The sequence below is a fragment of the Arthrobacter sp. TmtSoilC79 genome (assembly GCF_059739405.1).
In genome coordinates, this window is sequence record NZ_AP046051.1 from 483,537 (window position 1) to 510,249 (window position 26,713).

At 62.6% G+C, this 26,713-nt stretch carries 28 protein-coding genes; 12 read left to right on the plus strand and 16 right to left on the minus strand.

Annotation, left to right across the window (positions count from 1 at the left end):
* Nucleotide 1: 1 nt before the first annotated feature.
* Both AC6JA3_RS02320 and AC6JA3_RS02325 read left to right on the plus strand, forming a co-directional pair.
* Complete coding sequence (locus AC6JA3_RS02320; protein ID WP_497919867.1) at nucleotides 2-1,348, plus strand: NtaA/DmoA family FMN-dependent monooxygenase; 1,347 nt, start codon at nucleotides 2-4, stop codon at nucleotides 1,346-1,348.
* Nucleotides 1,345-1,506: a hypothetical protein gene (locus AC6JA3_RS02325; RefSeq protein ID WP_497919868.1), complete on the plus strand. Its 162-nt coding sequence runs from the start codon at nucleotides 1,345-1,347 to the stop codon at nucleotides 1,504-1,506. Before AC6JA3_RS02320 ends, AC6JA3_RS02325 begins: the two co-directional genes overlap by 4 nt.
* A 10-nt stretch (nucleotides 1,507-1,516) precedes the next feature.
* Here AC6JA3_RS02325 and AC6JA3_RS02330 read toward each other — a convergent pair whose 3' ends face one another.
* A complete protein-coding gene (locus tag AC6JA3_RS02330) occupies nucleotides 1,517-2,704 on the minus strand; it encodes an FG-GAP repeat domain-containing protein (protein WP_497920615.1) in 1,188 nt (395 codons plus the stop codon).
* A 464-nt stretch (nucleotides 2,705-3,168) separates the two neighbouring features.
* Here AC6JA3_RS02330 and AC6JA3_RS02335 point away from each other — a divergent pair, with 464 nt between their 5' ends.
* Complete coding sequence (locus tag AC6JA3_RS02335) at nucleotides 3,169-3,468, plus strand: DUF1016 N-terminal domain-containing protein (RefSeq protein ID WP_347783624.1); 300 nt, start codon at nucleotides 3,169-3,171, stop codon at nucleotides 3,466-3,468.
* A gap of 86 nt (nucleotides 3,469-3,554) precedes the next feature.
* Complete coding sequence (locus AC6JA3_RS02340; protein WP_347782470.1) at nucleotides 3,555-3,749, plus strand: DUF8462 domain-containing protein; 195 nt, start codon at nucleotides 3,555-3,557, stop codon at nucleotides 3,747-3,749.
* Between the two features lie 130 nt (nucleotides 3,750-3,879).
* On the opposite strand, the gene AC6JA3_RS02345 is transcribed toward AC6JA3_RS02340, so the two are convergent.
* Genes AC6JA3_RS02345 through AC6JA3_RS02355 form a run of 3 tightly spaced genes read right to left on the minus strand, consistent with a single transcriptional unit; the run spans nucleotide 3,880 to nucleotide 5,775 of the window.
* Nucleotides 3,880-5,040, minus strand: a complete 1,161-nt coding sequence (locus AC6JA3_RS02345) for a hypothetical protein (protein ID WP_347782471.1) — start codon at nucleotides 5,038-5,040, stop codon at nucleotides 3,880-3,882.
* Between the two features lie 49 nt (nucleotides 5,041-5,089).
* Nucleotides 5,090-5,341 (minus strand): putative toxin, encoded by a 252-nt coding sequence (locus tag AC6JA3_RS02350; RefSeq protein ID WP_431768474.1) that lies wholly within the window; start codon nucleotides 5,339-5,341, stop codon nucleotides 5,090-5,092.
* Nucleotides 5,311-5,775: a hypothetical protein gene (locus tag AC6JA3_RS02355; protein ID WP_347782472.1), complete on the minus strand. Its 465-nt coding sequence runs from the start codon at nucleotides 5,773-5,775 to the stop codon at nucleotides 5,311-5,313. The genes AC6JA3_RS02350 and AC6JA3_RS02355 overlap by 31 nt, the downstream gene beginning before the upstream one ends.
* A 72-nt stretch (nucleotides 5,776-5,847) precedes the next feature.
* Here AC6JA3_RS02355 and AC6JA3_RS02360 point away from each other — a divergent pair, with 72 nt between their 5' ends.
* Nucleotides 5,848-6,108: a hypothetical protein gene (locus tag AC6JA3_RS02360; protein WP_347782473.1), complete on the plus strand. Its 261-nt coding sequence runs from the start codon at nucleotides 5,848-5,850 to the stop codon at nucleotides 6,106-6,108.
* 197 nt (nucleotides 6,109-6,305) lie between these two features.
* Here the strand turns inward: AC6JA3_RS02360 and AC6JA3_RS02365 are convergent, their stop codons facing one another.
* Both AC6JA3_RS02365 and AC6JA3_RS02370 read right to left on the minus strand, forming a co-directional pair.
* Nucleotides 6,306-6,539, minus strand: coding sequence for a hypothetical protein (locus tag AC6JA3_RS02365; protein WP_347782474.1), 234 nt, complete (start codon nucleotides 6,537-6,539; stop codon nucleotides 6,306-6,308).
* A 441-nt stretch (nucleotides 6,540-6,980) separates the two neighbouring features.
* Nucleotides 6,981-7,433 (minus strand): GNAT family N-acetyltransferase, encoded by a 453-nt coding sequence (locus AC6JA3_RS02370; RefSeq protein WP_497919869.1) that lies wholly within the window; start codon nucleotides 7,431-7,433, stop codon nucleotides 6,981-6,983.
* Between the two features lie 79 nt (nucleotides 7,434-7,512).
* Here AC6JA3_RS02370 and AC6JA3_RS02375 point away from each other — a divergent pair, with 79 nt between their 5' ends.
* The gene (locus tag AC6JA3_RS02375) at nucleotides 7,513-8,442 is read left to right on the plus strand and encodes a threonine/serine dehydratase (RefSeq protein ID WP_026547808.1); all 930 of its coding nucleotides are present in this window, start codon (nucleotides 7,513-7,515) and stop codon (nucleotides 8,440-8,442) included.
* A 150-nt stretch (nucleotides 8,443-8,592) separates the two neighbouring features.
* Here the strand turns inward: AC6JA3_RS02375 and AC6JA3_RS02380 are convergent, their stop codons facing one another.
* Nucleotides 8,593-9,600, minus strand: a complete 1,008-nt coding sequence (locus tag AC6JA3_RS02380) for an ABC transporter substrate-binding protein (protein ID WP_497919870.1) — start codon at nucleotides 9,598-9,600, stop codon at nucleotides 8,593-8,595.
* 291 nt (nucleotides 9,601-9,891) lie between these two features.
* On the opposite strand from AC6JA3_RS02380, the gene AC6JA3_RS02385 reads away from it, so the two are divergent.
* Both AC6JA3_RS02385 and AC6JA3_RS02390 read left to right on the plus strand, forming a co-directional pair.
* Complete coding sequence (locus AC6JA3_RS02385; RefSeq protein ID WP_026543288.1) at nucleotides 9,892-10,881, plus strand: LLM class flavin-dependent oxidoreductase; 990 nt, start codon at nucleotides 9,892-9,894, stop codon at nucleotides 10,879-10,881.
* Nucleotides 10,882-11,002: 121 nt separating this feature from the next.
* The gene (locus AC6JA3_RS02390; RefSeq protein ID WP_497919871.1) at nucleotides 11,003-13,639 is read left to right on the plus strand and encodes a trehalase-like domain-containing protein; all 2,637 of its coding nucleotides are present in this window, start codon (nucleotides 11,003-11,005) and stop codon (nucleotides 13,637-13,639) included.
* 100 nt (nucleotides 13,640-13,739) lie between these two features.
* Here AC6JA3_RS02390 and AC6JA3_RS02395 read toward each other — a convergent pair whose 3' ends face one another.
* Both AC6JA3_RS02395 and AC6JA3_RS02400 read right to left on the minus strand, forming a co-directional pair.
* The gene (locus AC6JA3_RS02395; RefSeq protein ID WP_497919872.1) at nucleotides 13,740-14,666 is read right to left on the minus strand and encodes an AEC family transporter; all 927 of its coding nucleotides are present in this window, start codon (nucleotides 14,664-14,666) and stop codon (nucleotides 13,740-13,742) included.
* A 206-nt stretch (nucleotides 14,667-14,872) separates the two neighbouring features.
* Nucleotides 14,873-15,472: a TetR/AcrR family transcriptional regulator gene (locus AC6JA3_RS02400; RefSeq protein WP_497919873.1), complete on the minus strand. Its 600-nt coding sequence runs from the start codon at nucleotides 15,470-15,472 to the stop codon at nucleotides 14,873-14,875.
* A gap of 209 nt (nucleotides 15,473-15,681) precedes the next feature.
* On the opposite strand from AC6JA3_RS02400, the gene AC6JA3_RS02405 reads away from it, so the two are divergent.
* From AC6JA3_RS02405 to AC6JA3_RS02420, 4 genes are read left to right on the plus strand one after another with little or no spacing between them, the layout of a single operon-like run.
* Nucleotides 15,682-17,160: an APC family permease gene (locus tag AC6JA3_RS02405; protein WP_497919874.1), complete on the plus strand. Its 1,479-nt coding sequence runs from the start codon at nucleotides 15,682-15,684 to the stop codon at nucleotides 17,158-17,160.
* A 52-nt stretch (nucleotides 17,161-17,212) separates the two neighbouring features.
* Nucleotides 17,213-18,055: a MoaF C-terminal domain-containing protein gene (locus tag AC6JA3_RS02410; RefSeq protein ID WP_497919875.1), complete on the plus strand. Its 843-nt coding sequence runs from the start codon at nucleotides 17,213-17,215 to the stop codon at nucleotides 18,053-18,055.
* 31 nt (nucleotides 18,056-18,086) lie between these two features.
* Nucleotides 18,087-18,419 (plus strand): cupin domain-containing protein, encoded by a 333-nt coding sequence (locus AC6JA3_RS02415; protein WP_497919876.1) that lies wholly within the window; start codon nucleotides 18,087-18,089, stop codon nucleotides 18,417-18,419.
* 12 nt (nucleotides 18,420-18,431) lie between these two features.
* Nucleotides 18,432-19,763, plus strand: a complete 1,332-nt coding sequence (locus AC6JA3_RS02420) for a flavin monoamine oxidase family protein (protein ID WP_497919877.1) — start codon at nucleotides 18,432-18,434, stop codon at nucleotides 19,761-19,763.
* A gap of 68 nt (nucleotides 19,764-19,831) precedes the next feature.
* Here AC6JA3_RS02420 and panD read toward each other — a convergent pair whose 3' ends face one another.
* The 7 genes from panD to AC6JA3_RS02455 form a co-directional block, all read right to left on the minus strand.
* Nucleotides 19,832-20,263: an aspartate 1-decarboxylase gene (gene panD / locus AC6JA3_RS02425; protein ID WP_026543295.1), complete on the minus strand. Its 432-nt coding sequence runs from the start codon at nucleotides 20,261-20,263 to the stop codon at nucleotides 19,832-19,834.
* Between the two features lie 65 nt (nucleotides 20,264-20,328).
* On the minus strand, nucleotides 20,329-20,874 hold the full coding sequence (locus AC6JA3_RS02430; protein WP_497919878.1) for a DUF6036 family nucleotidyltransferase: 546 nt from the start codon (nucleotides 20,872-20,874) through the stop codon (nucleotides 20,329-20,331).
* A gap of 2 nt (nucleotides 20,875-20,876) precedes the next feature.
* A complete protein-coding gene (locus tag AC6JA3_RS02435; RefSeq protein ID WP_497919879.1) occupies nucleotides 20,877-21,449 on the minus strand; it encodes a helix-turn-helix domain-containing protein in 573 nt (190 codons plus the stop codon).
* 83 nt (nucleotides 21,450-21,532) lie between these two features.
* Nucleotides 21,533-23,029, minus strand: a complete 1,497-nt coding sequence (locus AC6JA3_RS02440; protein ID WP_497919880.1) for a rhamnulokinase — start codon at nucleotides 23,027-23,029, stop codon at nucleotides 21,533-21,535.
* An 8-nt stretch (nucleotides 23,030-23,037) separates the two neighbouring features.
* Nucleotides 23,038-25,101: a bifunctional aldolase/short-chain dehydrogenase gene (locus AC6JA3_RS02445; RefSeq protein WP_497919881.1), complete on the minus strand. Its 2,064-nt coding sequence runs from the start codon at nucleotides 25,099-25,101 to the stop codon at nucleotides 23,038-23,040.
* Nucleotides 25,089-26,255, minus strand: coding sequence for an L-rhamnose isomerase (gene rhaI / locus AC6JA3_RS02450; RefSeq protein WP_497919882.1), 1,167 nt, complete (start codon nucleotides 26,253-26,255; stop codon nucleotides 25,089-25,091). Before rhaI ends, AC6JA3_RS02445 begins: the two co-directional genes overlap by 13 nt.
* The gene (locus tag AC6JA3_RS02455) at nucleotides 26,252-26,659 is read right to left on the minus strand and encodes an L-rhamnose mutarotase (RefSeq protein WP_091552412.1); all 408 of its coding nucleotides are present in this window, start codon (nucleotides 26,657-26,659) and stop codon (nucleotides 26,252-26,254) included. The genes rhaI and AC6JA3_RS02455 overlap by 4 nt, the downstream gene beginning before the upstream one ends.
* Nucleotides 26,660-26,713: the final 54 nt, after the last annotated feature.

The following is a 26,713-nucleotide window of genomic DNA, read 5'->3' on the forward strand; positions in this document are numbered from 1 at the left end:
CATGACCCGCGATATTTTCCAGCCCAGCGGCCGGATCCAGTTCGGCATTTTCTTCCAAGGTGTTAACTCCGGCACCATCTGGAAGGCTCCCCAGGCGGGATCGCAGACGGACTTCGAGTCCTTCCGCCACATCGCCCAGACCGCCGAGCGAGGCAAGTTCGCAGCCTTCTTCCTCGGTGAAGGCCTCCGCCTGCGCGAACACCTCGGGCGTCCGCACGCACTGGATGTGGTGGGCCGGCCAGACGCCCAGACCATGCTGGCCGCCCTTGCCGCGGTCACCAGCAACATCGGCCTGGTGGCCACCCAGAACACCACCTACAACGACCCTGCAGACCTCGCGCACCGCTTGTCCTCCCTTGACCTGATCTCCGGTGGCCGGGCCGCGTGGAACATCGTCACCACGGACAACGCCTGGACCGGAGCGAACTTCCGCCGCGGGGGCTACCTGGACCACGCGGACCGTTACAGGCATGCCGAAGCGTTCGTCGAAACCGCCAAACGGATCTGGGATTCATGGGAAACCTCGTCCGGACCGGCCCGGCCAGTCCTGCACGAAGGACAGCACTACACCGTTGATGTGACACCGCGGCTGCCGCGCAGCGCCCAGTACCGCCCCGTGCTTTTCCAGGCCGGTGATTCCCCGGACGGCCGCGATTTCGCAGCCCGCCAGGCGGATGTGATCTTCTCCGCCCACCCCAAGTTCGATGACGCCGTGGAGTTCCGCCGCGACATCGTGGCACGCTCCATCGCAGCCGGGCGTGGAGCCAATGCCGTGCAGATCATGCCCGCCAGCGAGTTCATCCTTGCCGCCACCGATCAGGAAGCCCAAGAAAAGAAGGCCTGGGTCCGCAGCCTGCAGATCGGGCCGCAGCAGGCCATTGCCTATCTGGAACAGTTCTGGGGCCGGGAGCTTTCCTCCTACGATCCCGATGGTCCCCTTCCGGAGATCGACCCCGTGGTGGAGGAAACCTCCGAGACCCGAGGCAGCGGCTTCCACGGCGCCAAGGCCCGCCAACTCGCTGACCAGTGGAGGGCGGAGGCCAAGGACAAGGGCCTGTCCATCCGCCAGTTCGTCACGTCCAAGACGGCCCGGATCGACTCCACGTTCACCGGTTCCTACACCGCCGTGGCAGACCACCTCGCAGAATATGCCCGGGTTGGCGCGGTAGATGGCTTCAACATTTCACCGTGGCTCATCCCCACCGGAATCGACGACATCGTGAACCACCTGGTACCTGAACTCCAGGAACGCGGCGTCTACCCCACCGAATACCGTGGCACTACGCTCCGGGAAAACCTGGGGTTGGAGACGCCGGTCCGTTCCGAAGACGTGGTGCAGGTCCCATGAGCACGGCCCGCCTTCTGCAGTTCTGGAGGCGCTGGTTTGGTTTCACGCCGGGCCAGCGACGCAGGCCGCCCGACGACGGCGGGCCGGGTTCCGCCGTCGTCGACCCTTCACGCGGGACCGTCAGCCTCCAGCTGACCGTGATGGGGCAGCCGCTGTAGCATCCGGGCCTTAGAGCAGTTCCTTGAACACGTTCCAGCCCCGGCCGACAGGGCCGTATGGGCCGTAGAGGCCAGTGGCGGAAGCGCCGGTGATGTAGCTCAAAAGGTCGCCGTTGGCGGCGACGGCCGAGAGTTCGTTGTATTTCGAGTGGCTGGAACTACCAATTCCGGCTACCTCGGTGAACGCCTCCCACCCCGGGCCGAGGGACGCCGGATCCTCCCAGCCGCCCTCGCCGTCAGTGGGGTACTGGTGCAAGTAGCCGTCCTGGTCGCGTCCGAAGATGTCCACGGCACCATCGGCATTCATGTCGCCGCCGGTGATGATCTTGTTCATGACCTGCCAGCCCCAGCCCACCTGTTCGCGGGGGAGCCAGCCACCTTCGCCGTCGCCAGGGTAGAGGAAGAGGCCGCCTGCGGTGTCCCGTGCCAGAACGTCATTGGTGCCATCGCCGTTGAAGTCGCCCGGGCCCACGATGGAATTGAAGACGTTCCAGCCTTGGCCCACCTGTTGCCTGTCGAGCCAACCGCCCTCGCCATCGCCGGGGTAGAGGAAGAGCTTGCCTGCTGCATCGCGGCCGAGGAGATCGTTGAAGCCATCGCCGTCGAAATCGCCGGGGGAGAAGACGATGTCAAAGACGTTCCAGCCCTGGCCTACCTGCTGTGGCTCGTCCCAGGAACCCCAATATGCGGGGCAGGGGCCCTCGCAGGCGCCCTTGTAATAGGTGTACGTCCGCGGGTACAGGATGAGCCGGCCGTCGTTGGTCCGCGCGAGGGGCTCAAAGTTGCCCCGCCCGGTCCAGCCCATGGCCCTGCTGGAGGCCTTCACCGGCAAGGTTTCCGAACTCAGCTGCGTGCCGGTTGGGCAGCCCTGGTTTCCCGGGGTGAGGGGATGGACGCGCATGGATATCCGGCTGCCCTGGTCCTCCGGCAGGATCCGGAGGGTTTCCCCCTGCCGATCCTCCGGAAGCAGATCGCCGTCGCGCAACCACTCCAAGGTGATGCCGTCACCCGAGCCGTCCGGATTCCGGCAGCCCCAGTAGCTGTAGTCGTACTGGCGGCGCAGCTCGGCACCCACGTAGGCGGCGCCGTCGATGATTGGCGTTGGCTGAGTTGGTTGGGTGTCCGCGGTTGCGTGCGGTGCCTCCGTGGCGAGCAGCCCCGCCGCGATCAGTCCCGCTGCCAGCAGGCCGGCCGCCATGGCCTTGGCCGGCACCAGTGGATACCTCTTCTTGAGCGCTTTGGTTTTGAGCGCTTTGGTTTTGGGCGCTTTGTTGGGCGCTTTGGTGCGCGCTCGAACGTTCCCCATGATGTTCCCCCCGGAAGCGGCATTGACGTGCGTAGGTTTGTGCTGAGGCTACCGCACTTGGGCTGGGCAGTCAGGAGGCGCGAGTGATCACCATCAGTCGGAACGACCCGCCCACAGATCAGGACGACCGCCTGCTGATAACCCGTAGGCTCAATTGTCCATGCAGCGTCTGGACAATTGAGTCCAAGATGTCTGTCGGTGGCTCGCATTCGGGGGGAATGATGACCGGCTCTCGCGATCTGGACATGCCCGATGGCTACACGGACCTCCTTTGAGGATCTGAAGGCGACTGTCAAGGCCGCCAGGACAAGGCCCTTCGGACTGTTAATACCCAGCTCATCGAGCTGTATTGGACGATCGGTAAGGGCGTCCGGCTGCAGCAGGAACGGCCGGGCTGGGGGAGCGGGGTGATCAAGCGTCTGTCCTCGGACCTGCACGCCGAGTTCCCGGAGATGAAAGGCCTTTCGCCACGCAACATCCAGTACATGACAACGATCGCCGGCGCCTGGCAAGGCGGTCCAATTGCGCAACAAGCTGTTGCGCAATTGCCGTGGGGCCACGTCACTGTCCTTACTTCATCAAAGAATTCGGCAGGGCCATGTGGGAGTCTGCCCTCAAGAGCCCATTCACACAAGACGACGCGGAGGCAGCCATAACGCTGGGTCGCGAAAAATTGGGCACGGGCTTCTTCGTCGCCCGGTGGCAGCGGGCCACAAAGGCCGAACGTAGGTTCCTTTAGGCCATGGCCCAGGACGGCGAAGGACCATCAAGCACCGGAGACGTCGCGGCCAAGATGGGGAAAAAGCCCACCGCGTTGGGCCCGGCGCGTTCCACGCTCATCGGCAAGGGGCTGATCTACTCACCAGAATATGGTCACGTAGCCTTCACCGTTCCAGGGATGGCAGGCTTCATCGCACGGCAAGAACTGCTGGACTAGAGTCCTGTGTAGGCAGGGCAGGCCCTGCAACCCAGGGGGCGGCTCCTGGCTCATCTTGCGAATGTTGCCCAGTTCCATGGGTCTGGAGTGGCGCCGGAAGTTGCCGTTCCGCTCCGAGATGAACAGTCGTCTAGTCTGCGTACTCTGCAGGTATGACAGCTGCTCGCTGGACGGGCTCGCCCTGCAGTTGGGACAGCTCCGCAGGGATCCACGGCAAGTCCGGATGTGGCAGTAACAGGCTGAGCTGATCGCGGTCTGCGGAGTCCTCTTGCCACGAATGGAACAGCGAACCGTCTGGATTCTGTCTGGCACCCGGCAGGTATTGATGGACGAGCTCTGCATAGGGTTTCGCGTACCACGACCACCAAATCGGATAGGCAGGGAGTCCGTACCACTGTCCTCGATAATCGGCAGGGTAGTAGCCCTCTTCATGCATTTGGAAGAATGTGGCGCCATGAGCACTCCGTCCGGGCCTTAAGACCTCCCCGGATGCAAAGAAGCATACGAGTTCAACGGCCACGGCGTTGAAAAACTTCATTAGCGCTTCCCGCCACAGAGGATCGCTGAAGGTCCCTCTGTCAACGCTAAGGGAAATGAATCGCGTATTCCCCGGAAATTTTTTTCTGCCGACCAGACTGCCAGAAGTGACGGGATACTTTCCCACCATATAAGTTGTGATCGTGGCTTCCACGTCAAGAGACCTAATGAAGTGGGCATCCCCGTCACGTTCAAGATTTCCCTGAAACGGTTCGGAGCTTCCATAACGTCGTGGCAACGCCTCGGGAAGATACTTCCGTGCGAGTCTTAGATAGCGGGCGGCGAGGTCGTGCGGGGCATCATCGACTTTATAGCACCACTTCAGCTCTATTTCATCAACAAGCTCAGCGACTTTGGGACGCGGTGGCTGTCGCTGGTTGCTTTTTGGCCATAGCTGACCGGTCTGTTCGTCAACCAAGATGCCATCCACTGTCTTGGTGAGCTTACGAGAAATTTTGTTAGCGTCACCCATGGTCTTGTCCGAGACATCTTCAACGCTGATCCGGTAAAGCCATCTCACGCCAAGGATCCGCGCGGTCACCTCGACGGGAATGTCCTCATCTTCCACTCCGAATGGCCCGTCTATTGTGAATCCTGGCCCCTGTGGTGCACCACGGTGGACACGCACCATGCCAGCCCCGGATTCGTCCGTGCCAGAGTCGGTCGGGGTCAGATTCGGAGCCAACTGAACCAAGTCGGCAACGTCCGACGGGCCAATTCGTGTGGTTCCATAGATGGAGAGGTCATACGACATTTCGCGGGTATCCTTTGCCGACGACGAAGAGTTTCTGGATCATCGTGCCCTATGGGTGTGGGGTTCCATCCAAAGCATATGGCAGTTCGCGGACCAAGAAGTTGGGGTTATCCGCAATGGCCTTTTTCAGGGGTCCTGACAATGTGGTGTTATGCCGAATCCATAGGGTGTAGGTGCCGCCGTCCTTGAGGACTGCTTCCATGGTTTGACGAATCTGTGTACTGAAGTACTGATACCCCACGTTCTTGATCTCACCAAAATTTTTCGGATTCAGGGGATCGGAGAGATCTGGGTAGCGGATCTGCGTTTTTCCGTGGGAAGCGGGATCTCAAATGGCTTTTTAGGTACGTTGTACCCGCCCATGGCGTACTCAGCCCATTGGCCTACGTATGCCTTGCCGGACTGGGGGTGGACGAGCCCCGGGTTGATGTTCGGCACTGGGCAGTAGTTGAACGAGCCCATCGTTTGAGCAGCTAGCTGCGTACTGCTCAATTGGGTGCCGCTGGTCTTGTCCCGGAAAGTACCCGTCACAAAAGTCGGCCTGGACGCCATGGCCCGTAGATTCCCAGGCGCCGGATTGCATTTACCTGATCTGGCAAACTTTTCGACGAGCTTGATGTCGTCCTGGCGGCGGGTGAAGAAGGCGGCGGCCTTGGGGAGGATACGGCCGACGAGGGCGATGGCTTCGGCGGCTTTGAAGAGTTTGCCGATGGGGAGGACACCGATCAGCGCCATGCCACAGGCGCCGATGTCGCCTTTGGTGAAGCAGTTGATGATATCGGTGACTCCGAAGAAGTCCAGGAGAAGTTGACCGCCTTCCTTGATAATGAAGTCAGTAATGTCTCCCTGCCCAAGCCGTTCACGCGCCTCTCGGAGCTCCTTTGCAGCTTCGGGACCACCGGCGGCTTCGGCGGCAGCCAGTTCATCCGGGTTTATAGTGCCAGTTTTGTCTGCATTCGCTCGCTCGAAGTTGGCTGCTTCCTCTTCTTCGCGTTTCTTTGTGGTGGCGATGGTGACGGCCTCGGTGGCAGCGGCAGCGTCGGCGTCTTTGCCTGCGTTGATGGCTGATTGTTGGGCGTTGGCGGCAGCTTGGCTTGCCGTGGCGGCCGCAGTTGCTGCGTTACTCGCCGACGTGGCTGCATCTGCGGCGTGGTTTTGGCGTCAGCCCGGGCCTGCTCTGCGGCCTGTCGGGCGGTTGCGAGAGACTGCTCGGCTTGTGCTGCTGAGTCTTTTGCGAGGTTGGCTTGGGTCACTGCTGTCGCTGCTCAGGCCGCGGCGTTGTTTTTGTACGTGGCTGCTTGGGCGGCGTAGTTGTTGGCATCGGCGCTTGCTTGACGGGCGACTGCGGCGACCCGTGCGGCTTCGTACGCATCGGCCTGTGCCTGGAAGGCGTACTTGGCTGCCTTGGAGATGTTGGCGTCGATAGCGGCGACGTGTGATTTGGCGGAGAGGTGCCCTACCGCGTAGGCCAAGCTCCACAGGATTCCGTACAGGCTCACGCTCTACTGCTTGCTCCGTCGCCCCACCGCTGACGGGCCGGGGCGTGGTCGCTGCAAAAGGCTTGAGCTGAGTTGCAACGACAGCTCGAATCTTCTCCGCTTCACGTGTCCGACCGGATTGCAGATGCATGTCGTAAATCGCTGCAGCCATGTTCGCCAGCTGCACCATTAGCGCAGCCTGCGCCGCTGTCTTGTTCTTACTCGATGCCGCCAGGAACAACATCGCGGTGCCGGCAATGGACGGCAGGGCAACCGCTTTGCTGTGCTGGCGAGGTGCACGCAATTGCGCGGTGGGAGACAATTCCGCGGCGGTTTCGGGCAGCGGTCCGGGTGTGGTTTCGAGACTTTCGCCGGTTGACCCGCCCTTTCTGGAGCCCACGTCAAAGCAAAAACTCGATCACCGCAGTCGACGCTCCAACAAACCCCCTCCTACGAGAAAGGCTAGGGCCACCGAGAAGGGTTTGGGGCGACCATGAAAACATCCACCGGGTCCTCGTTTTCGAGCACGAAGCCATGCCGCTCATACAGGTGGCGTGCGGGGCTGCCCTGGAGCACGTTCAACCGGAACGGGCGCTCGTCCACGGAGGCCGCCATGACGTGCCGCAGCACCTGGCCGCCGAGCCCCTTTCCTTGGTGCGCCGGGGCCAGGTAGAAGTGTTCGATCCATCGCGAGTCCGGCTCGGGACGAACCGCAATGACGCCAGCGTCCACGCCTTCGCTATGGATGATGTACGTGTGCTCCGGCTGGAAACCGTTCAGGAAGCGCTCGCGCACCCGCACAGGATCGAAACGCTCCAACCGTTCCAAGTCCGGGCGCATCACCACAGCCCGGAGTTCTGCTATCCAGGCAGCGTCCGAGGCGACGGCAGGGCGGAGGGCAAAGTCGGCAGGCATGTCTCAAGCCTATGCTGTGGAGTCGGTCAGGAGGCCTTTGCAAACCATAGGATGAAACGGACGGAAAGGTGCAGCCAGGATGGTCACACGCGAAGAAGTAGAAGCAGCGTACTCACGCACAGCGGGCTGGGTCCGACACACGCCCTTGGCTGAAAGCGGCGATCAGGAGCCGTACCACCTGTGGTTCAAATGCGAGTACATGCAGCACACAGGCTCCTTCAAAGCCCGTGGCGCGTTCAACCGCCTGCTCACGGCCCAGGAAAGCGGCGAGCTGGACCCCGGGGTTGGCATTGTGGTGGCATCCGGCGGGAACGCGGGCCTCGCCAACGCCTATGCGGCGGCGAAACTGGGCGTTCCGGCTACGGTGTTCGTCCCGGAATCCGCGCCGGCCAACAAAGTCCACAAGCTCTATGCCATAGGCGCCACGGTGGTCCAGGGCGGTGCCGAGTACGCCGAAGCCTATGCCGCTGCCATCCGGTTCGCTGAGGAGAAGGGTGCGGTCTATTGCCACGCCTACGACCAGCCGGAGATCGTGGCGGGTGCGGGCGGGGTCGGGCTTGAGCTGCTGGATGAACTGCCCGACGTCGACACCATCGTCGTTGCTGTTGGCGGCGGTGGCCTGATGGGCGGCATCGCAGCTGCGGCGGAGGGCCGGGCACGGGTTGTGGGCGTCGAACCTGAAACTGTCCCCACCTTGCATACGGCACTGGCCAAGGGCGAGCCGGTGGACGTAGCTGTTTCGGGGATCGCAGCTGATTCCCTCGGTGCCCGCCGGATCGGGGAGATCGGTTTCGGAGTTGCCCGCCGCACCGGTGTCCACAGCGTCCTGGTGACGGACGAGGACATCATCGAGGCTCGTCGCGCGCTCTGGGAAAAGCACCGGATCGTGGTGGAGCACGGTGCGGCGGCAGCCTATGCTGCGTTGCTTTCAGGAGCGTACAAGCCGGACGACGGCGAAACCGTTGCCGTCATCCTGTGCGGGGCCAACACGGACCCCGCCCACTTCTAACCGCACCCAAGCAGGCGGCAGCAAACGCTCCATTGAGCGGTCATTGCGACATGTGCTGTCACTTGGTTGGGTCAGCGGCGCAAAGAATCCCCGCCGGGGGATGTCCGGCGGGGATTCGGCGTCGGCAGGTCTGCCCTGCCATAGTGGTTCCTACTTTTTGGGCAGGCCTGCCGGGTTCAGTTCGGATGCGGGAATGGCCTCGGATGAAAGGCCCCAGCGGTCCAGGATCTTGGCGTAGCTGCCATCCTTGATGAGGGTGTTGAGCGCGGCTTGGGCCGCCACAGCCAAGCCGTTGCCCTTCTGGGTAGTGAACGCGATCTCGGCCTTCAGCGGCCAACCACCTTCCACCGTTCCCACTTCCTTGGTCTTGCCGTCCTTGGCTGCCTTGTAGGCTGCCGAAGCATTGGGGCCGAAGGTGAGGTCCGCGCGTCCTGACTGGAGGGCGAGCTGGGAGGCGGAGTCGTCGTCGTAATACTGGAAATCAACCGGCTTCAAGCCGTTCTTCTTGTTCTGCTCGTCCCAGCGCACCAGGATGGCTTCCTGGTTGGTGCCCGAGCCCACAATGATGCGCTTGCCGGCCACGTCCTTGGCTTCCTTAACCTCGCCGATGTCCGAGTCGGCCTTGGCATAGAAGCCCAGAAGGTCGTTGCGGTATGTGGCGAAGTCGAACTTCTCCTTGCGTGCCTCGGTGACGGTGACATTGGAGAGAACAGCCTCGTACTTGCCGGACTCCACACCAAGAGGCCAGTCGGCCCACGCTACCGGCAGGACCTCAACCTCAAGGCCCAGGGTCTCGCCCACGGCGTAGGCAATATCCACTTCGTTTCCAATGAGGGTCTTGTTGTCCGTGGCGAACGTGCTGAGCGGGGGAGTGCCGCCGGTGGTCACCACGGTCAGCTTGCCATCGGCCTTGATGGCGTCAGGAACCAGAGCGGCCGCAGCCGGGTCCACTGAGACCTTGATGCGGTCCTGCTGCGGCGTCAGGTTGAACTCTTTGGCGCTTGACGAGCTGGATGAAGCGCCCGTGCTTGCCGATCCTTGCGAAGCGGACGCGCCCGTAGCCGCCGTCGCTCCCGGGTCAGAGCAGGCCGCGAGTCCGAGTAAAGCGGTGGCGGCCAGCGCCGCGGTGACGCCGGTTTTGGCTGCAAAACGTGCCATTGGTTCTCCTTGGGTTCGTCCTGGTCGTCGCGACAGGGCGGTCTGATGCGTACTTGTGGCTGCAACTATCCGGCAGCCCCGCGAGCCAGGTCAAAGCACTCTGAAACGCTGGGATACAGGGGTTCACGGCGGTTAATCGGGCGTCGAACGGGGTCACAAATGCGTTCGGAAAAGGCGCGGAAACCACTGCGCGACGCAACTCACAGAAATAACCCGGGTGCCGCCGTCGTTGTCGCTTAAGTGCCCGGCAATCAACCGTGCGGGCACCGAAACGTACCGAAAGGCCTTCCTGTGACTGTTCCTCTTTCCATCCTCGACCTGGCAACCATCGGCAAGGGCCAGACGGTGGCGGAAAGCCTCGCGGGCAGCGTGGCCATGGCACAGAAGGCCGAAGAGCTGGGGTATCGCCGCGTTTGGTATGCCGAGCACCACAACATGTCCGCGATTGCCTCCTCGGCCACCAGCGTGCTGATCGCCCATGTTGCCGCGCACACCAACACCATCCGGCTCGGGGCCGGTGGCGTCATGCTGCCCAACCATTCACCGCTGACCATCGCCGAGCAGTTCGGCACATTGGAGACCCTGCACCCGGGGAGGATCGACCTCGGCCTGGGTCGTGCGCCGGGCAGCGACCAGAACACCATGCGCGCACTGCGCCGGGACCACACGTCCTCGGACAGGTTCCCGCAGGATGTCCTGGAACTTCAGGGCTACCTTACTGGCCCCACCCGCATCCAGGGTGTTGAGGCTACGCCGGGCAAGGGCACCAACGTGCCGCTGTACATCCTGGGGTCCTCGCTGTTCGGCGCCCAGCTGGCCGCGCAGTTCGGGCTTCCCTACGCGTTTGCTTCACACTTTGCCCCGGCGGCCCTGCAGGACGCTGTTGCCATCTACCGACGCGAGTTCAAGCCGTCGGATCAGTTGTCCGAGCCGCACGTCATTGCAGGCGTTAATGTCACTGCCGCGGACTCCAACGCGGAGGCGCAGGCCATCCATCTCGCGGTGAAGCGCGCCCGTGTATCGCTGTTCTTCGGCGGCGGCCGCGAATTCACGGACGACGAAGCGGACATGGTGCTTGACTCCCCGCAGGGCCAGCACATCGCCCAGATGATGAAGTTCTCCGCTGTTGGAACCAAGGACGTGGTGCGCGACTACCTCGACGAGTTTGCGACGTTCGCAGACGCCGACGAACTGATTGTGGCGCACCAAAGCATCGGCACCGAAGAGCGCCTGCGGTCGGTTGAACTCGTGGCAGAGGTTGCGGGGCTGGTAAGCGCGTAGGCGCACCCCTGACACCAACGCATAAATCCAAGGAAAAGCTTTACGCGTTTGCAATCTACTAGGTAGTCAAGCGAAACCGTCCGGGCGGAGACTGTAGTTATCCGCTTCGGAAGGGTCTGTCATGCCTACGCACTTGAACCAATCAGTTGCCGATTCCGCGCTGCTGATGAAATCGCTCCCGCTTGGCCTGCTCCGAACGGTGCTCCAATCCGATGCGGAGAACGGCATCACCCCGCAACTGTTCGCGGAGCTAAGGGTCCTTGCCCGTGTTCCTGGTTTGCTGGTGGCCTGTAACTATGGCGGCACCCTCTGTTCGGCGGAGGGGGTTTCCACGGAGACCTTGCCCCTGGACAGCGCGGCCGTGGCACTCCGTGCGCTGGCCGCCCTGCCGAACACCCACACGGCCATCATCTCCGGCAGGTCCCTCAGGGACCTGGCGGCGGTGTCCAGGTTGCCCGCGGAAGTCCACCTGGTGGGCTCCCACGGGATGGAGTTCGATATGGGGTACGCCTACACGCTCTCCCTTGCCACCGAGCAACTGCTTCAACAGGTGGCCACAGCCCTGACCGAAGCCGTGGGTTTCGAGAAGGGCATCAGTGTTGTCCGGAAGCCGGTTGGCGTCGCCGTGCACACCCGGCCGGCAACAGTTGAAGTGGTGGACCGGGTAATTTTCGCCGCGCAGAAGATCGCCATCGAGTTTGGCCTCTACTTCATCATCGACGGCACGGTATTGGACCTGACGGTCGAGGAACCGGCCAAGGGACAAGCCCTGGAACAGTTGCGTTCGAGGCTCGGGGTCAGTGCCGCCTTGTACGCGGGCGATGCCGAGAGCGACGAGAAAGCGCTCGCCACCCTGCGAGGCCCTGATCTTGGCCTGCACGTTGGAGCAGGGGATACGACGGCGGCGCACACCATCCCGGATCCGGAATCCTTTGCACGGGTCCTGGCTTTGCTGTTCGAACTGCGCCGGGCGTGGTTGTTCGGCGAGGACGCGGTAGGCCTGGAACGCCATTCGATGATCGGCAATGGAAGCTCCACGGCGTTGCTCACCCCGGACGCAAAGGTCTGCTGGATGAGCCACCCGTTGCCCGATTCCGGCTCGCTGTTTGCGCACATCCTGGGCGGTGACCCAGCAGGCCACTTCAGCATAGAACCCGTTAAGCCGTCCCCGGTGCTGGCACAACGCTATGTGGATAACACCATGATCGTAGAGACCCGCTGGGCCGACGTCACGGTCACCGACTATCTGGAACCGGCCCCGGAGGGAATCACCAGCCTGGTCCGGGTCCTGTCCGGAACAGGTCAAGCCCGCGTGGTCTTCGCGCCACGCCCCGACTACGCCAACGCGCCTTTCAACATGGAGATCCGCGGCGATGAGGTGCATATCATCGGAACCTCGGATCCGATCATCCTCACTGCACCGGGCGTGGCCTTCACCATCACCAGCGACTCAAAATATGCCACGGCAACGGCGGAGGTCTCCCTCAGTGCAGGGCCAGTGGTCCTGAACATGCGGTGCGGGGATACTGAGCCCCCTCCCGCAGACCCGGCTGGTGAACCCCAGCGGCGTACCGCCGTCGGGCAGGCAGCGCGTGACTGGGTCAAAGCACTTCAGCTGCCCACCATCAAGACTTCGCTGGTGCGTCGTTCCGCCCTGGTGCTGAAGTCGCTGGTACACGAGCCCACCGGAGCCGTGCTGGCCGCACCCACCACGTCCCTCCCGGAAGGAATTGGCGGCACACGCAACTGGGACTACCGGTATTGCTGGCTGAGGGACGGGTCCATGACGGTGAACTCGCTGGTGTCACTGGGGTCCACGGCCGAAGCCGACGGGTTCCTGGGATGGCTGGGCCGGATCCTGGAAAACGCGCCGGGCCCGGAGTGGCTGCATCCCCTGTATTCAGTGACCGGGGCGCCGCTCTCCACGGAGGCGATCGTGGAAAGCCTGCCCGGCTACGCGGGTTCCAGGCCGGTGCGGATTGGCAACGCGGCGGACCACCAGGTCCAGCTGGACGTGTTTGGACCCATCGCGGAGCTGATCCATGATCTCGCCGAGCGGCGTGGATTCCTTCCTGACGAGCACTGGTTCCTCATGGAGCAGATGGCGCACGCCGTCCTGGCCCGCTGGCACGAGCCGGACCATGGAATCTGGGAAGCCCGACGGCCGCCCCGGCACCATGTGTACACCAAGGTCATGTGTTGGGTGACGCTGGATCGGGCGCTCCGGGCTGCTGCTTTGCATGGCAGGGTGGCGCATGCGGACTGGGCTCCCACTGCCCACACCATCCGGGAGGAAGTGCTCCAGGAAGGCTGGGATTCCTCAGCCGCCTCCTACACGGTGGCCTATGACAGCCCTGACCTTGACGCCGCTGTCCTGCACATCGGATTGTCCGGGCTGCTGGATGCCCAGGACCAGCGCTTCCTGGATACCGTGACTGCCGTTGAGCGCGAACTGCGGGTAGGGCCCACCGTTTTCCGGTACAGGTACGACGACGGCCTGCCGGGCTTGGAGGGCGGCTTCCACATCTGCACCACGTGGCTGATCGAGGCCTACCTTGCAGTGGGCCGGCTGGATGATGCGTTGGAGCTGTTCAACCAGTTGGTGGCGTTGTTTGGTCCCACGGGGCTCCTGCCCGAGGAGTACGATCCCGGAACGGAAACACACCTGGGCAACCATCCCCAGGCGTACTCGCACTTGGGCTTCATCCGCTGTGCGCAACTCCTGGACCACTATCTGGCCAGCGCGGACGTGGAGTAGCCCAACTGTCCGAACCAGCCGTTGTACTTCCACGTTGCCGTGAACGTTACCCAGGTTTTGCCGGCATCCGGCGCATCGCCGACGCCATCGTATTCGACGGCTAGGTGAGCAGCAGCGCTACGGCGATCATGGCGGGAACGGCCACGATGGTGGTGATCAGCACGGTGTCCTTGGCTACGGTGATTCCTGCTTGGTACCGGTTGGCCGCGACGAAGACGTTCTGCGCAGTGGGCAGCGCCGAAGTCACCACCACGGCGAAGAGGGCGTGTCCGTCCATCCCCAACGCAAAGCGGGCAAAAACGTACGCGATCAGTGGATGGACTATGAGTTTGAAGCCGCTGGCCAGCAGGGTGTCCAGCCTCCTCCCGGCTTCCTTCTGCAGGGGTTTGGAGCCGTTGAGGCTCATGCCGAAGGCCATCAGCATGGCGGGAATCGCGGCACCGCCAATCAAGTGGATGGGTTCCAGGATGAGTGTCGGCACCTGAAAACCGGTCCCCGCTACCAGCAGGCCGAGCGCAGAACCCACGATCATGGGGTTCTTGACGATCATCAGCAGGAAGCGCAGGGGAGTGGTGCGGTGCGAGCTGGTGCTGGCGTCCAGGGCCATCAGGTACATCGGCGTGAAGAATGCGAGCTGGAAGATCAGCAGGGGCGCCACATAGCTCGCGTCGCCCAGGACAAACACGGCGATGGGGATGCCGAGGTTGGCTGAGTTGGCCAGGGAAGCACTCATGGAGGACATGAGGGCTTCGGGCATGGCCCGTTTCAGCCAGAACTTCACGATCAGGAAGAACAACAAGCCGGTGAGTACTGCGCCCACGGCGGTGACCAGGAGCGGCGCGGCGAAGACGTCATGCAGCTTGGCCTTGCTCAACGTTTCGAACAGGAGGGCAGGGCTGGCAACGAAGAATGTCAGGGAGCTCAGCACCGAACGCGCGTTCTCGCCCAGGATGTTGCGCCGTCCAACGAACATGCCCACCAGAATGATGGCCCACACTACGAAGAACCCGGACAGGACGCCAATCATGGCGTTGTGCGGGCGGAGGGCTGTTGGGTCACGAAAGACAGCTTAGCCATAAACAGGATCTGAGTAAGCGTTTTCTCGCGAGGGTTCCGTCATGCGGACGGAGGAGATCTTGTGCAGCAGGTGACCCTAAGCGGTGGTCCTGGGTGCCGTATCTGTAGACAAACGTGCTCGACGTCGGCGCCTGGCTTGAGTGTCGACGTCGGCCGTTAGTTTGTGCCCGGCGTCCCGGTGGTTCCGTCTGCGGGCTCGAGTGCGGTTATCAGCCGGGCCACTTGATGAACGGCGGCCCTGATTCGGGCAGGGTCGCTCATGGTGACGAATTGAAGCATGAGGCCGTCGAGCGCCGCGAAGATGGCAAGCGCAGCTTCGTTGCCCGTGTCCAGGCCGCGACGGGTCAGCGCCTCTTCAACCGTACTGACGTAGCTTGCGTAGAGCCGCTCAACCAGCGTGCGGATCTGCGGGTTGCGTCTTGACTCGAGGACCATTTCGAACTGGAACAACTGAAGCTCGGGTTCGGCGGAAACGGTAGCGATGAGCGAATCGGCAAAGTTCCCGTCGGGTTCGGCGAGCCCCGAGAGGCCGGTTTCCTGGATTGATCGTTGCACCGACCACTCCATGGTGGCGGCCAGAAGCCCTTCCATGGACCCGAAGTGATGGGTGATCAAGGCGTGGTTGACGCCGGCGCGGGCGGCAACTGATCTGTAGCTCGCTCCGCGCAGGCCCTTTTCTGCCACGACGTCCAGCACGGCAGAAAGCAGCGCATCCCTGCCGTCCCCGTAGGGCAACTTGCGCGCTTCCTGGCTCATAAGGCGAGTCTAGCGGCGAAGAAATCGGAGGGGCGAACCCATTGACACCTCAAACTATACAAACGTATAGTTTCAAATGTGGTCCGGATCACCCCCTGCCACCCAGAGCAGCTTCAGCCTCGCCGCCCGGACGTTCGTCCTTCAGCCGCAGGGCTCCCTATCCCTCCGCACTGGCGACGGCGCCAGTGCATTCCGGAAAGAACAGCCTCATGAACGAATCCAGTCAGACCTCGGCACAGGCAGGTCCCCAAAGCACAGGTTCCGCGGACGGTCCCCAAGGCGAAAGTCCCGCGGCCGGGGTAGTCCGGCTCCGGGCCAATAAGCTTGGCGTCGTTGCCATAGCCTTCTTCGCCATTGCCGCGGCCGCACCCATGGCGGCTGTTGTGGGAGCCAGTCCCGTCATCTTCTCGGCTAGCGGCCCCGGAACCCCTGTGATCTATGTGATCGCTGCCCTTTTGGTGGCCCTGTTCTCCGTGGGCTATTTGAGGATGAGCCAACACATCACCAACGCCGGGGGCTTCGTGGCCTACATCGCCAGGGGCTTGGGCAACAAATGGGCCACAGGAGGCGCGGGGATTGCCATCCTGACCTACCTCAGCCTGCAAATCGGCCTATGGTCGCAGTTCGGAGTCTTCGCCCGGCAACTCGTGGAAAGCCTCACGGGAATTGGACTGCCGGTCTATTTCTGGATCGTCGCACTGTTGGCGTTGACCACCTTCCTGACCATGAAGGGCGTGGATGCCAGCCTCAAGGTGCTGGGAGTGCTCATCCTTGGTGAAACGCTGGTGGTTGCCGCCCTTGTTGGCTCCCTTGTTATCCAAAAGGGGCTGGGGATCTTCACGTTCGCAGGGTTCACGGGAGAGAACATTTTTGGGCCGGGCCTGGGCATCTCGTTGCTGTTCGCCTTCGCCTGCTTCACCAGCTTCGAAGCCACGGTGGTCTTCGCGGAAGAAGCCAAGGAACCGCGGCGTACCATCCCACGTGCCGCCTACCTTGTCATCGCCTTCATCGGCGTCTTCTACATGGTTTCCACGTGGGCCATCAGTGGTGCCGTGGGCATCGAGGGGATCCAGGCGTTAGCCACCGAAAACCCCTCCGGAATGATCTTCGATCTTGCAGAGTCCAGCGCGGGTGCCTGGCTAAGCATTGCCATGCAGGTGCTGGTTGTGACGAGCTTCATCGCGATGCTTCTGGGGCTGTCCAATATGTTTTCCCGGTACCTGTTCGCACTGGGCAGGGCGGGCGCACTCCCGGCCAAGCTGTCCTCAGTTTCCAACTCGGGGGCACCATCGCTTGCAGGGCTGGTCAACTCCTTGGTTGTCCTGGCCATCATCAGCGCTTTTCTGCTGGCCGGTGCTGACCCGATCGCCACCGTCTTTGCCTGGTTTGTGGCCTTGGGAACGGCAGGATTTATTTCCATCCTGCTGCTGACATCGGCCGCAATCCTGGTGTACTTCGCCAGATCCGGGACCAGGGATAACCTCTGGGTCACGGTAATTGCTCCGGCTCTTTCATTCCTGGCGTTCATCGTTGTGGGCTACCTGACCCTGGACAACTATGACGTCCTCCTGGGCGGTGCAGGAGGGGTTGCCCGATGGCTCCTCCTGGGCATCCCGCTCATCTTTATGGCCGGCCTGATTCGGGGAATGCGCAGGCCCGCCATCAACTACGCTGCGGAAATTCTCTGAGCGCAACCCTCCGCGTAAACCAACTGCCTGAAACAAGCAAAGGACCCATCACATGACCACCACCGAAGTCCAGGATTACGTTCCCGAGGAAGAATGGCCGCCGGTTTCCACCATGCTGGACGGCTTCGGGGACCAGACCCTGCCTGCTTCCCCCGCGCTGGCGAGCACAAAGATCGCCCTTGAGGCAGCTGATGGAACGACCATTGAGTACAACTTCCGCACTGAATCACAACTTACGTGGACCGAGGGCGCTGCCAGCGGGACCGCTGATTACAAGGCCATTGAAGCCCGCCCGGAAATCTTCATCATCGACTTCGTTCGTGGCCAGGGGCCCCGCGGCGCCCTGGGCGGCGACGGCGGTGCCCAAGGCGGCGGCCAGGATACCAATGCCGAAAACGTCACCATTATTCTCGACCGATCCACAGATGCAGTGACCACTGCGGTATCCCGTTTTGTCACTGTTGACGGCAAAGTCCGCGGAACAACTGACTTCACGCATTCCAACGCCGGCGGACAGCCCACTGTGCACCAGCGGTCCTCGGAACTCGTGGGCAAGCGCATCTTCTACCGTTACAGCGACGTCGAGTCCTACGAGCACATCTACCTGAATCAAGGGACTTTCACCTGGCATTGCGTGCGGGGCGGGGAAGCGGGACTTGCTGACACTGACCGTTGCATGACCTGGGCCGTTACAGAGGACCTGTACATCTTCTTCTGGACAGAACAGGTGATGACTGTTGAAGCCGTGCTCCTGATAGATCTGCGTGAGCAGCGTTCCATCGGGCGGATGTTCGGCTGGGACAATCCCTCCGCCCAACCGGTGAGCCTCCCCTTCAATTCCAGGCTCAGCGTCCTGAACAGCACGGCCTACCCGCAAGACACCCACAAACACTGAACACCCCGCAAATACTGACAGGAGCAACACCATGTCCCAGGTCTTCCATGCCCAGCTTGACCACGCAGCGTTCGAACCGTTTGCGTTGGGATCTGTCCAATGGCTCAGGCGTGCAGGTGCGAACGGAAACGAAACGCTGAGCGGCGGGATCTGGAAAGTCTCTCCGGAAGAAGCCCCGGAACCCTTCGACCTGCCCATTGACCAGGACGAAACCATATACATCGTCTCGGGGCACCTGCGGATCGAGGTCAGGGACGGAAACATCCTTGAGCTGATGGAAGGTTCCATGGCCTCCCTCTCCAAGGGGGCAATGACCCGCTGGACAGTCCTGGAGCCAACCATCGAATTCTTCGTTTACAGCTAGGGGCCGGGCACTGTGGAAACTTCCGACGTGATTGTTATTGGCGCTGGCTTTGCCGGTCTCACAGCTGCAAGGGAACTCTCACGCAGCGGCCACGCCACCATCGTGTTGGAAGCGAAGGACCGGATTGCCGGACGAACCCATTTGGCGGAACGCCTTGGCCGGAACCTGGAGCTCGGGGGAACCTGGGTTCACTGGACCCAGCCCTACGTTTGGGCGGAAATGGGGCGGTACGGGATCAAGGCCTTACCGGGCCCGGAGTTCACCAAGGCCCTCTGGACCCTGGGCGGCCAGCGTCACGAAGGATCACCTGAGCGCTTGATGGAATTGCTGGACGGGCCAAACAGGTTGCTGTTGGCTGACTCACGACGCTATTTCCCCATGCCGTGGCAGCCCTTGGATAACCCCGATGTGGCGGACATCGACGGTATCACGCTGTCGGAGGCCATCGACCGCCTGGGTCTCCCTGAAGATCAGCGCCGGCTCTTGAGGTCCTTCTGGACGCTGAATTTCAACGGCAGGCTGGACGAGGCGGCCTACACCCAGGCGTTGCGCTGGTGCGCAGTTGCCAGTGGGGACTGGCAGCTCATGTTCGAAGCCTGTGCCAGCTTTAAGATCGACGGCGGCACCCGTCGGCTCGCCGAAGCGATCCACGCGGACTCATCGGCACAGCTTCGGCTGAAGCAGCGGGTGGTGTCCGTCGAGCAGGATGCCGGGGGAGTCCTGGTGGCAACTGAAGCGGGCGAACAGTACCGAGCCCGCCAGGTTATCCTCGCACTGCCGCTCAGCGTACTGAACGGCATCGACGTCCGACCACCGTTGTCGCCCGGTAAGAGGGAAGCGGCTGCAAGGGGACAAGCGGGCCGCGGCGCCAAACTGTGGATCAAGGTGGACGGCCGGCAGGAAAGGTTCGTGGCGTTCGGGCCCGAGACGGCAGCCCTGAACTTCGTCCAAGCCGAGTACATCGATCAGGACACCACTACCTTGGTCTGTTTTGGTCCCGAAGCCGGGGCCGTGGACGTCGACGACGTCGCTGGGGCACAAGCACACCTGGACGCCGTTATCCCGGGATTGACAGTGCTCGAAGTCGCCGGGCATGACTGGGTATCCGATGAATATGCACGATCCACTTGGCCCATGCATTACACGGGCTACCTCACCCGGCATCTGGCCGAGCTCCAGAGGCCCGAGGGGAGGATCCGTCTCGCCGGTTCGGATTTCGCCAATGGATGGGGAGGCTTCATCGACGGCGCCATCGAAAGCGGCTTCGATGCTGCCCGCCAGGTGGCATCCGCACTCACCAGTGACACGCGCCCACCCCTGCGGGCTCCTGCTCCCGTGGGCTAAAGCAGCCCGCAAAAAGTTCGACGTCGGCACTCACCTGAGTGCCGACGTCGAACGCTGCTTGTGGAGCCTTAGCTGAGGTGCGCCGCGTTGCTGAGCGCGTGCGGCGGACGCATAAGCCCGGGGGTGTGGCCCTCGGCGGGGTCGTTGCCGAGCTGCAGGATCTTGTTGTCCTTGCCCACGTGGACCACCTTGGGCTCGTAGGCCCTGGCTTCCTCCGTGGTCATTTCCGCGTAGGTGATGAGGATGACGGTGTCCCCAACGTGGACCATGTGGGCGGCGGCACCGTTGATGCCGATGACGCCGGAACCGCGCTCGCCGGCGATGGTGTACGTTTCCAGGCGGGCGCCGTTGGTGACGTCAACAATGGAGACGAGTTCACCGGGGAGGATGTCGGCCGCGTCCAGGAGGTCCAGGTCTACGGTGACGGAACCGACGTAGTGGAGGTCGGCATGGGTGACCGTTGCGCGGTGGATCTTGGACTTGAACATTGTGCGGATCATAGTGCCACCAGTTTAGCGCGGCACCCTCATCCGGCGCTGTGACGTACCAGACGTTCGCGTTCAGGCTAACGCCCTCGCAAGGCCTTGGCGGCAGCCATCGCTTCTTCAGCCACGATTTCGTAATTGTCCGCCGGTGCGCTGAGAGCCACTGAGTGCTCGCCGTACTTGTCGAAAGCGAGTTGTACCAGTTCATCAGCGCTTTCAATCCCCAGTGCGAGCACTATATGGCCAAGGTCCTCAATATCTTTGGCCCGCTCCGCAGCAACCTTCATTGCTGCCAGGGTGGGCAGGTCTGCGAGTTTTACGGCTGAGGAGGTCCCTTCCGGGCCGGCGATCCACTGCGCTTCTTCAGGGAGGAAGGCCGCAGCATTGCTGTTCAGCCACTTCGGGGGCAAATCGAACTCCTGTTCCATGGCAGCGGCCACTTCATCCACAGCCTCCCGGGGGGAGTATCGCGCGTCAATATCGCCGGTCGCGCGGTCCAAGATGCCATGGAGCAGGAGCGCGGCGCCACCCACTATTTGGATATTCAAGGTGATCCCGCGTGCTTCCAGTCGGGTTTCCACTTCGCGAAGCAGTTCAACTACGTCGTCACGCCGGAACTCGAACACCGTCAAATCGTGGCCAAATCTCTCTCACGGATCCAAACGTTCATGGCAGCGATCTCAGTAGGGGTTTCACGACGGATGAGATCCTTCATCCTGTCGCTGACCGGATGAAGTTTCTCGGCCAGGAAGACAGGTTGCGATGACGCCTTGGCATTCATTGCCCACTTTGGGACGGGGGAGCTGGTTTTGGCTGAAACCCACCGAGTAACCGCGCCAAGCGCAGCCCGGTAGGCGTCGTCGTCGAAGGACGGGGCGGTCGGCATGAGTGCCCGGCCCGCGGCGAGCGAAGAGTTAGTGTATTCGCCCAGTAGTCGAATGGCGTAGTGGTAGTCACCCTCGGCGAGAGTGCGCGCGAAGTCTCCCATGAATTCACGGTCCTCCGAATCGTTAGGAGTTATTTCCAGGCCAAGGACCCGCATTGCCTCGAGGGCCAGCCCAAAAGATGCTCCGTCCTTGCCTGATTCCAGATCCACCACGAACTTTCGGGAAGCCCCAATGACGTCGGCCAAGGCTTGCTGAGTGTAGCCACGGTCTTTCCGGCGCTCGCGAATGGCTTGGCCGATAGCCTTGGTGCTCATGTCCATAAGGACAGTATGACACCGTTCGGTTACATTTTGCCTCGATTGCGATAGAAGGTTGGTTCTACCTGGTTGGCCACCCCTCACAGCCCAACGCGTGCACCGCTAAATTCGTAGCGTTCCAAGCTGGTGCCCGCTGCAACCAACCGGCGCAGCTCGGCCAGCCCACCGGCCACCACCCCTGCTGCGCGGGCCTGGACCAGGACATTGCCTTGCGCCGTTCCCTCAACGGGCCCCGCGATCACGGGCTTGCCGGTGGCGTCAGCCGTGAGCTGGCACAGGAGCCTGTTCTGCGAACCGCCCCCCACAATGTGCACCACTCCGGTGTTGCGGCCGGTGAGCCGTTCGGCATCAGCCAAGGTCCGGGCGTACCCGGCGGCGAGGCTGTCCATGATGCAACGCACGACGGCGGCGGGCCGGTCCGGGAGTACGGCACCGGTGTTGCGCACGGCTGCCCGGATGCGATCAGGCATGTTGTCGGGGGCAGTGAAAGCAGGATCATCGGCATTGATCTGCGGACCACCGGCAGGAAGCGCTGCCGCCGAGTCGAGCAAGGCCGGGAGTGCTTGGGTATAACCCTCCGCGGCCCACGCACGCTGGCATTCGCTGAGCAACCACAAGCCACCCACATTGCGGAGGTAGCGGATGGTGCCATCAACGCCGCGTTCGTTGGTGAAGTTGGCCTTGCGACTCGCTTCCGTGAGGACGGGCCGGTCCAGCTCCACACCCACCAAGGACCAGGTGCCGGAGGAGATGTATGCGAAGTCTTCAAGCCCTGCGGGGACAGCTGCCACTGCAGACGCCGTGTCATGCGACCCCACGGCAACCACTGTGGTGTCCGCGGACAAACCCGTTTGTTCCAGGACCGAGGGCAGCAGTGTGCCCACGGTTTCGCCGGGCTGGATGAGCGGCGGGAAGATGTCCCGGGGCAGCCCGAGTGCGTCCATGAATTCCGTGGCCCACTCACCGGCAACAGCATCAAACAAACCCGTAGTGGACGCGTTGGTGGCTTCAGTCCGCCGCTCGCCCGTCAGCAGGAAGGCGATAAGGTCCGGGATCAGGAGGGCTTGCACCCCGTCCAGCTTGGGTTCCGCTGCGAGTTGGTACAGGGTGTTGAACTGCAAGTACTGCAGACCTGTGACGGCGTACAGCTTCTCCGGGGAAATGAGCGCATGGACCCGTTCCACCGTGGCCCGGCTGCGCTCGTCCCGGTAGCTGTGCGGTTGCGCCGTGAGTTCACCGGCGTCGTTCACCAGACCGTAGTCAACGGCCCAGGTGTCGACGCCGATGCTGACGATGCTCTCGCCGTTCGTGGCCGCTGTGGCAGCGGCAGCCGCCAAGCCCTTGAGTACCTCGGCGAACAGGGCGTCGAAGTCCCAGCGGAGGCCGCCGTCGAGCTCCACCACTCCGTTGGGGAAGCGGTGGATCGTCTCGAGCGACACCCCGGACGCCGCCGAAACGCGGCCCAACATGACGCGGCCGGAGGATGCGCCAATGTCGATGGCGGCAAAGACTGTGTTCTGGGCAGACACCGCCCCGGCGTGTGCCGGGGCGGTGCTCGCGGTGGTTCCGTTGTTCACTGACAGTCCTAGCGGAGGAACGCTGCCGCGACGCCGGCGTCCACGGGGATGTGGAGGCCGGTGGTGTGGGACAGTTCGTTGCTGGTGAGCACGGACGCGGCGTTTGCCACGTGTTCCGGTAGGACTTCGCGCTTGAGGAGCGTGCGCTGGGCGTAGTACTTGCCCAGTTCCTGCTCGTCCACGCCGTAGACCGCCGCACGCTTGGCGCCCCAGCCGCCTGCGAAGATGCCGGAGCCGCGGACCACGCCGTCGGGGTTGATGCCGTTGACGCGGATGCCGTGGTCGCCCAGTTCGGCGGCGAGCAGGCGGACCTGGTGGGCTTGGTCAGCCTTGGTGGCCGAGTACGCGATGTTGTTGGGCCCGGCGAACACGGAGTTCTTGGAGGAGATGTAGATGATGTCTCCGCCCAGGCCCTGATCGATCATGACCTTGGCTGCGGCTTTGGACACCAGGAACGAGCCCTTGGCCATGACGTTGTGCTGGAGGTCCCAGTCCTTCTCCGTGGTTTCCAGCAACGGCTTGGAGATGGACAGGCCGGCGTTGTTGACCACCAGGTCCAGGCCACCGAACGCGAGCACGGCCTCCTGGATTGCGGCTGCGATCTGGGCTTCGTCGGTCACGTCGGCCTGGACGCCGATGGCGACGTCGGCACCGCCCAGTTCCTCGGCTACCTTTTGTGCGTTCTCAAGGTTGAGGTCAGCAATAACGACGCACGCGCCGTCGGACGCCAAGCGGGTGGCGATCGCCTTGCCAATGCCCGACGCCGCACCGGTCACCAGTGCGATGCGTGTGGCGTGCGACTTGGGCTTGGGCATGCGGGCGAGCTTGGCTTCTTCCAACGCCCAGTACTCGATGCGGAATTTCTCCGATTCCTCGATGGGGGCGTAGGTGGAGATGGCCTCGGCGCCGCGCATCACGTTGATGGCATTGATGTAGAACTCACCGGCAACGCGTGCGGTCTGCTTGTCCTTGCCGAAGGAGAACATGCCAACGCCGGGGACCAGCACGATCGCCGGGTCAGCACCGCGCAGCGCCGGGCTGTTCTCGTCGGCGTGGCGGTCGTAGTAGGCCTGGTAGTCCTCGCGGTACGCGGCGTGCAGCTCCTTCAGCCGGTTGACGGAGTCTTCAATGGAGGCGTCGGCCGGCAGGTCCAGGACCAGCGGCTTGACCTTCGTGCGCAGGAAGTGGTCCGGGCAGGAGGTTCCCAGGGCGCCCAGGCGCGGGTGCTCCGCGGATTCAAGGAATTCAAGCACGACGCCGTCATCACTGAAGTGCCCCAGCTGCGGTTTGTCCGTGGAAGCCAGGCCGCGGATCACAGGCGCGAGGGCCGCTGCCTTGGCGCGGCGCTCAGCTTCGGGAAGGGCGCTGTAGCCGGGGAGCTTGGCACCGAAGGGCTCGGCCTTGCCGTTGTCCTTGATGTAGTTCTCGGCCGCGTCGATGATCCAGAGCGAGTTGGCCTCGGCCTCTTCGCTGGTGGCACCCCAGGCGGTGATCCCGTGGCCACCCAGGATGGTGCCGATGGCCTGGGGGTTGGCTTCCTTGATGGCAGCAATGTCCAAGCCCAACTGGAAACCGGGACGACGCCACGGAACCCAGACCACTTTGTCGCCGAACACCTTGGAGGTCAGTGCCTCGCCGTCCACGGCCGTCGCGATCGCGATGCCCGAGTCCGGGTGCAGGTGGTCAACGTGTGCAGCGTCCACCAGGCCATGCATGGCGGTGTCGATCGACGGCGCAGCGCCGCCCTTGCCGTGGAGGCAGTAATCGAACGCGGCCACCATTTCGTCTTCACGCTCGACGCCGGGGTAAACGGACTTCAGTGCCTGCAGCCGGTCCAGCCGGAGTACTGCCAGGTTCCCGGCTTTCAGGGTGCCGAGGTCGCCGCCGGAACCCTTGACCCAGAGCAGTTCGACGTCCTGGCCGGTGACGGGGTCCTTCTCGGTGCCTTTGGCGGAGGTGTTGCCGCCGGCGAAGTTGGTGTTCCGTTTGTCCGCGCCGAGGCGGTTGGAACGGGAGATCAGCTCTTCAACAGTGTTTGTCTTGTTCTGCGTTGTCATGCTTATGCGCCCCATCCGGCTTGCTGGCCGCCAGCGCGGTCCTCGTTGATCTTCTTCTGGTATCCGCTGGCCTTGTATGCGGCCATGGGATCGGCGGGGAGGCCGCGGGATTCGCGCCACTCGGCCAGGACCGGGCGGACATCGGTGTAGAAGGCATCGTTGAAGATGCCGTTGGCGGCCAGGACATCGCCGGCACGCTGGGCTTCGGACAGTGCTGCAGTGTCCACCAGGAGCGCACGGGCGGTCATTTCCTGGACGTTCAGGACCGAGCGGATCTGCCCAGGGATCTTCTCTTCCAGGTTGTGGCACTGGTCAAGCATCAGGGCCACACCTGAATCCTTGCCGAAACCGCCACCGCGGATGACCTCGTGCATGATGCGGAACAGCTGGAACGGATCAGCGGCGCCAACAATAAGGTCATCGTCAGCGTAGAAACGGGAGTTGAAGTCGAAGGAACCCAACTTGCCGAGGCGCAGGAGCTGCATCACGATGAACTCGATGTTGGTGCCCGGAGCATGGTGGCCCGTGTCCAGGCAGACAAACGCCTTCTCACCCAGGGCCAGGGTTTGCGCGTAGGAAGTACCCCAGTCCGGAACATCGGTGTGATAGAAAGCGGGCTCGAAGAACTTGTACTCGAGGACCAGGCGCTGCTCATCGCCGAGGCCTGCGTAGATTTCCTGCAGTGACTCGGCAAGGCGGTCCTGGCGGCCACGGATATCGTCCTGGCCAGGGTAGTTGGTGCCGTCAGCCAGCCAGATCTTCAGGTCCTTGGAACCCGTGGCGTGCATGATCTCGATGCATTCCAGGTGGTGGTCGATGGCGCGGCGGCGCACGGACTCGTTGGAGGAGGTCAGGGAGCCGAACTTGTACTCGTCATCCTGGAAGGTGTTGGAGTTGATGGTGCCCAGGCCAACCCCCAGTCCTGCGGCGTAGTCGCGGAGGGCTGCGTAGTCATCCACCTTGTCCCACGGAATGTGCAGGGCCACCGTGGGGGCCAGCCCGGTGAGTTCGTGGACCTTGGCGGCGTCGGCAATTTTTTCCTGGACGGTGCGCGGAGTTCCTGGAGTGCCGAAGACCTTGAACCGGGTCCCGGAATTTCCGTAGGCCCAGGACGGCACTTCAATGGCCAGTTCCCCTAGACGGCCCAGGGCCGATTCTGTGGTGTTCATGCTTGTTCCTTTTGGTATTCGTGGGCTGGGTCTTTGTCTATGTGTGCGGTGCCGGCGGCATCTGTGACGCTGCCCGCGGCGGCAAGCTGGTCTTCGAGGTTGAAAACTTCCTCGACGATTTCGAAGCCCTGGTCCGGAGGGACGTCGCTGTTGGCGAAGAGGGTGGCCATTTCGGCCTGCCATCGGGCATTGACCTCTGTCACCGCCATGCGGGCTTGGGCGGCTTGGTAGTCATCGCACTCCAGATAGCCGATCAATTGGCCGTCAGGAGCGAGGAACAGTGAGTAGTTGTTCCACCCCGCGTTTTTCAGTGCTGACAGCATCTCCGGCCATACGTTGGCATGGCGTTGCTTGTACTCGGCCATCAGTTCCGGTTGGACTGAGGAGCGGAAACAAACCCTCATGTGCGGTTCTCCAGGGTTACTCGTCTTTGAATCGTTTCATTTGTTACGATTCAA

Coding starts and splice junctions, on each gene's coding strand:
- AC6JA3_RS02375 (WP_026547808.1), top strand. CDS start 7,513: ATGGTCACACGCGAAGAAGTAGAAGCAGCGTACTCACGCACAGCGGGC.
- AC6JA3_RS02355 (WP_347782472.1), bottom strand. CDS start 5,775: ATGGCGCTGATCGGTGTCCTCCCCATCGGCAAACTCTTCAAAGCCGCC.
- AC6JA3_RS02320 (WP_497919867.1), top strand. CDS start 2: ATGACCCGCGATATTTTCCAGCCCAGCGGCCGGATCCAGTTCGGCATT.
- rhaI (WP_497919882.1), bottom strand. CDS start 26,255: ATGAACACCACAGAATCGGCCCTGGGCCGTCTAGGGGAACTGGCCATT.
- AC6JA3_RS02405 (WP_497919874.1), top strand. CDS start 15,682: ATGAACGAATCCAGTCAGACCTCGGCACAGGCAGGTCCCCAAAGCACA.
- AC6JA3_RS02445 (WP_497919881.1), bottom strand. CDS start 25,101: ATGGGGCGCATAAGCATGACAACGCAGAACAAGACAAACACTGTTGAA.
- AC6JA3_RS02325 (WP_497919868.1), top strand. CDS start 1,345: ATGAGCACGGCCCGCCTTCTGCAGTTCTGGAGGCGCTGGTTTGGTTTC.
- AC6JA3_RS02395 (WP_497919872.1), bottom strand. CDS start 14,666: ATGATTGGCGTCCTGTCCGGGTTCTTCGTAGTGTGGGCCATCATTCTG.
- AC6JA3_RS02330 (WP_497920615.1), bottom strand. CDS start 2,704: ATGGCGGCCGGCCTGCTGGCAGCGGGACTGATCGCGGCGGGGCTGCTC.
- AC6JA3_RS02410 (WP_497919875.1), top strand. CDS start 17,213: ATGACCACCACCGAAGTCCAGGATTACGTTCCCGAGGAAGAATGGCCG.
- AC6JA3_RS02435 (WP_497919879.1), bottom strand. CDS start 21,449: ATGAGCACCAAGGCTATCGGCCAAGCCATTCGCGAGCGCCGGAAAGAC.
- AC6JA3_RS02340 (WP_347782470.1), top strand. CDS start 3,555: ATGGCCCAGGACGGCGAAGGACCATCAAGCACCGGAGACGTCGCGGCC.
- panD (WP_026543295.1), bottom strand. CDS start 20,263: ATGATCCGCACAATGTTCAAGTCCAAGATCCACCGCGCAACGGTCACC.
- AC6JA3_RS02345 (WP_347782471.1), bottom strand. CDS start 5,040: ATGTCGTATGACCTCTCCATCTATGGAACCACACGAATTGGCCCGTCG.
- AC6JA3_RS02415 (WP_497919876.1), top strand. CDS start 18,087: ATGTCCCAGGTCTTCCATGCCCAGCTTGACCACGCAGCGTTCGAACCG.
- AC6JA3_RS02400 (WP_497919873.1), bottom strand. CDS start 15,472: ATGAGCCAGGAAGCGCGCAAGTTGCCCTACGGGGACGGCAGGGATGCG.
- AC6JA3_RS02370 (WP_497919869.1), bottom strand. CDS start 7,433: ATGCCTGCCGACTTTGCCCTCCGCCCTGCCGTCGCCTCGGACGCTGCC.
- AC6JA3_RS02455 (WP_091552412.1), bottom strand. CDS start 26,659: ATGAGGGTTTGTTTCCGCTCCTCAGTCCAACCGGAACTGATGGCCGAG.
- AC6JA3_RS02390 (WP_497919871.1), top strand. CDS start 11,003: ATGCCTACGCACTTGAACCAATCAGTTGCCGATTCCGCGCTGCTGATG.
- AC6JA3_RS02380 (WP_497919870.1), bottom strand. CDS start 9,600: ATGGCACGTTTTGCAGCCAAAACCGGCGTCACCGCGGCGCTGGCCGCC.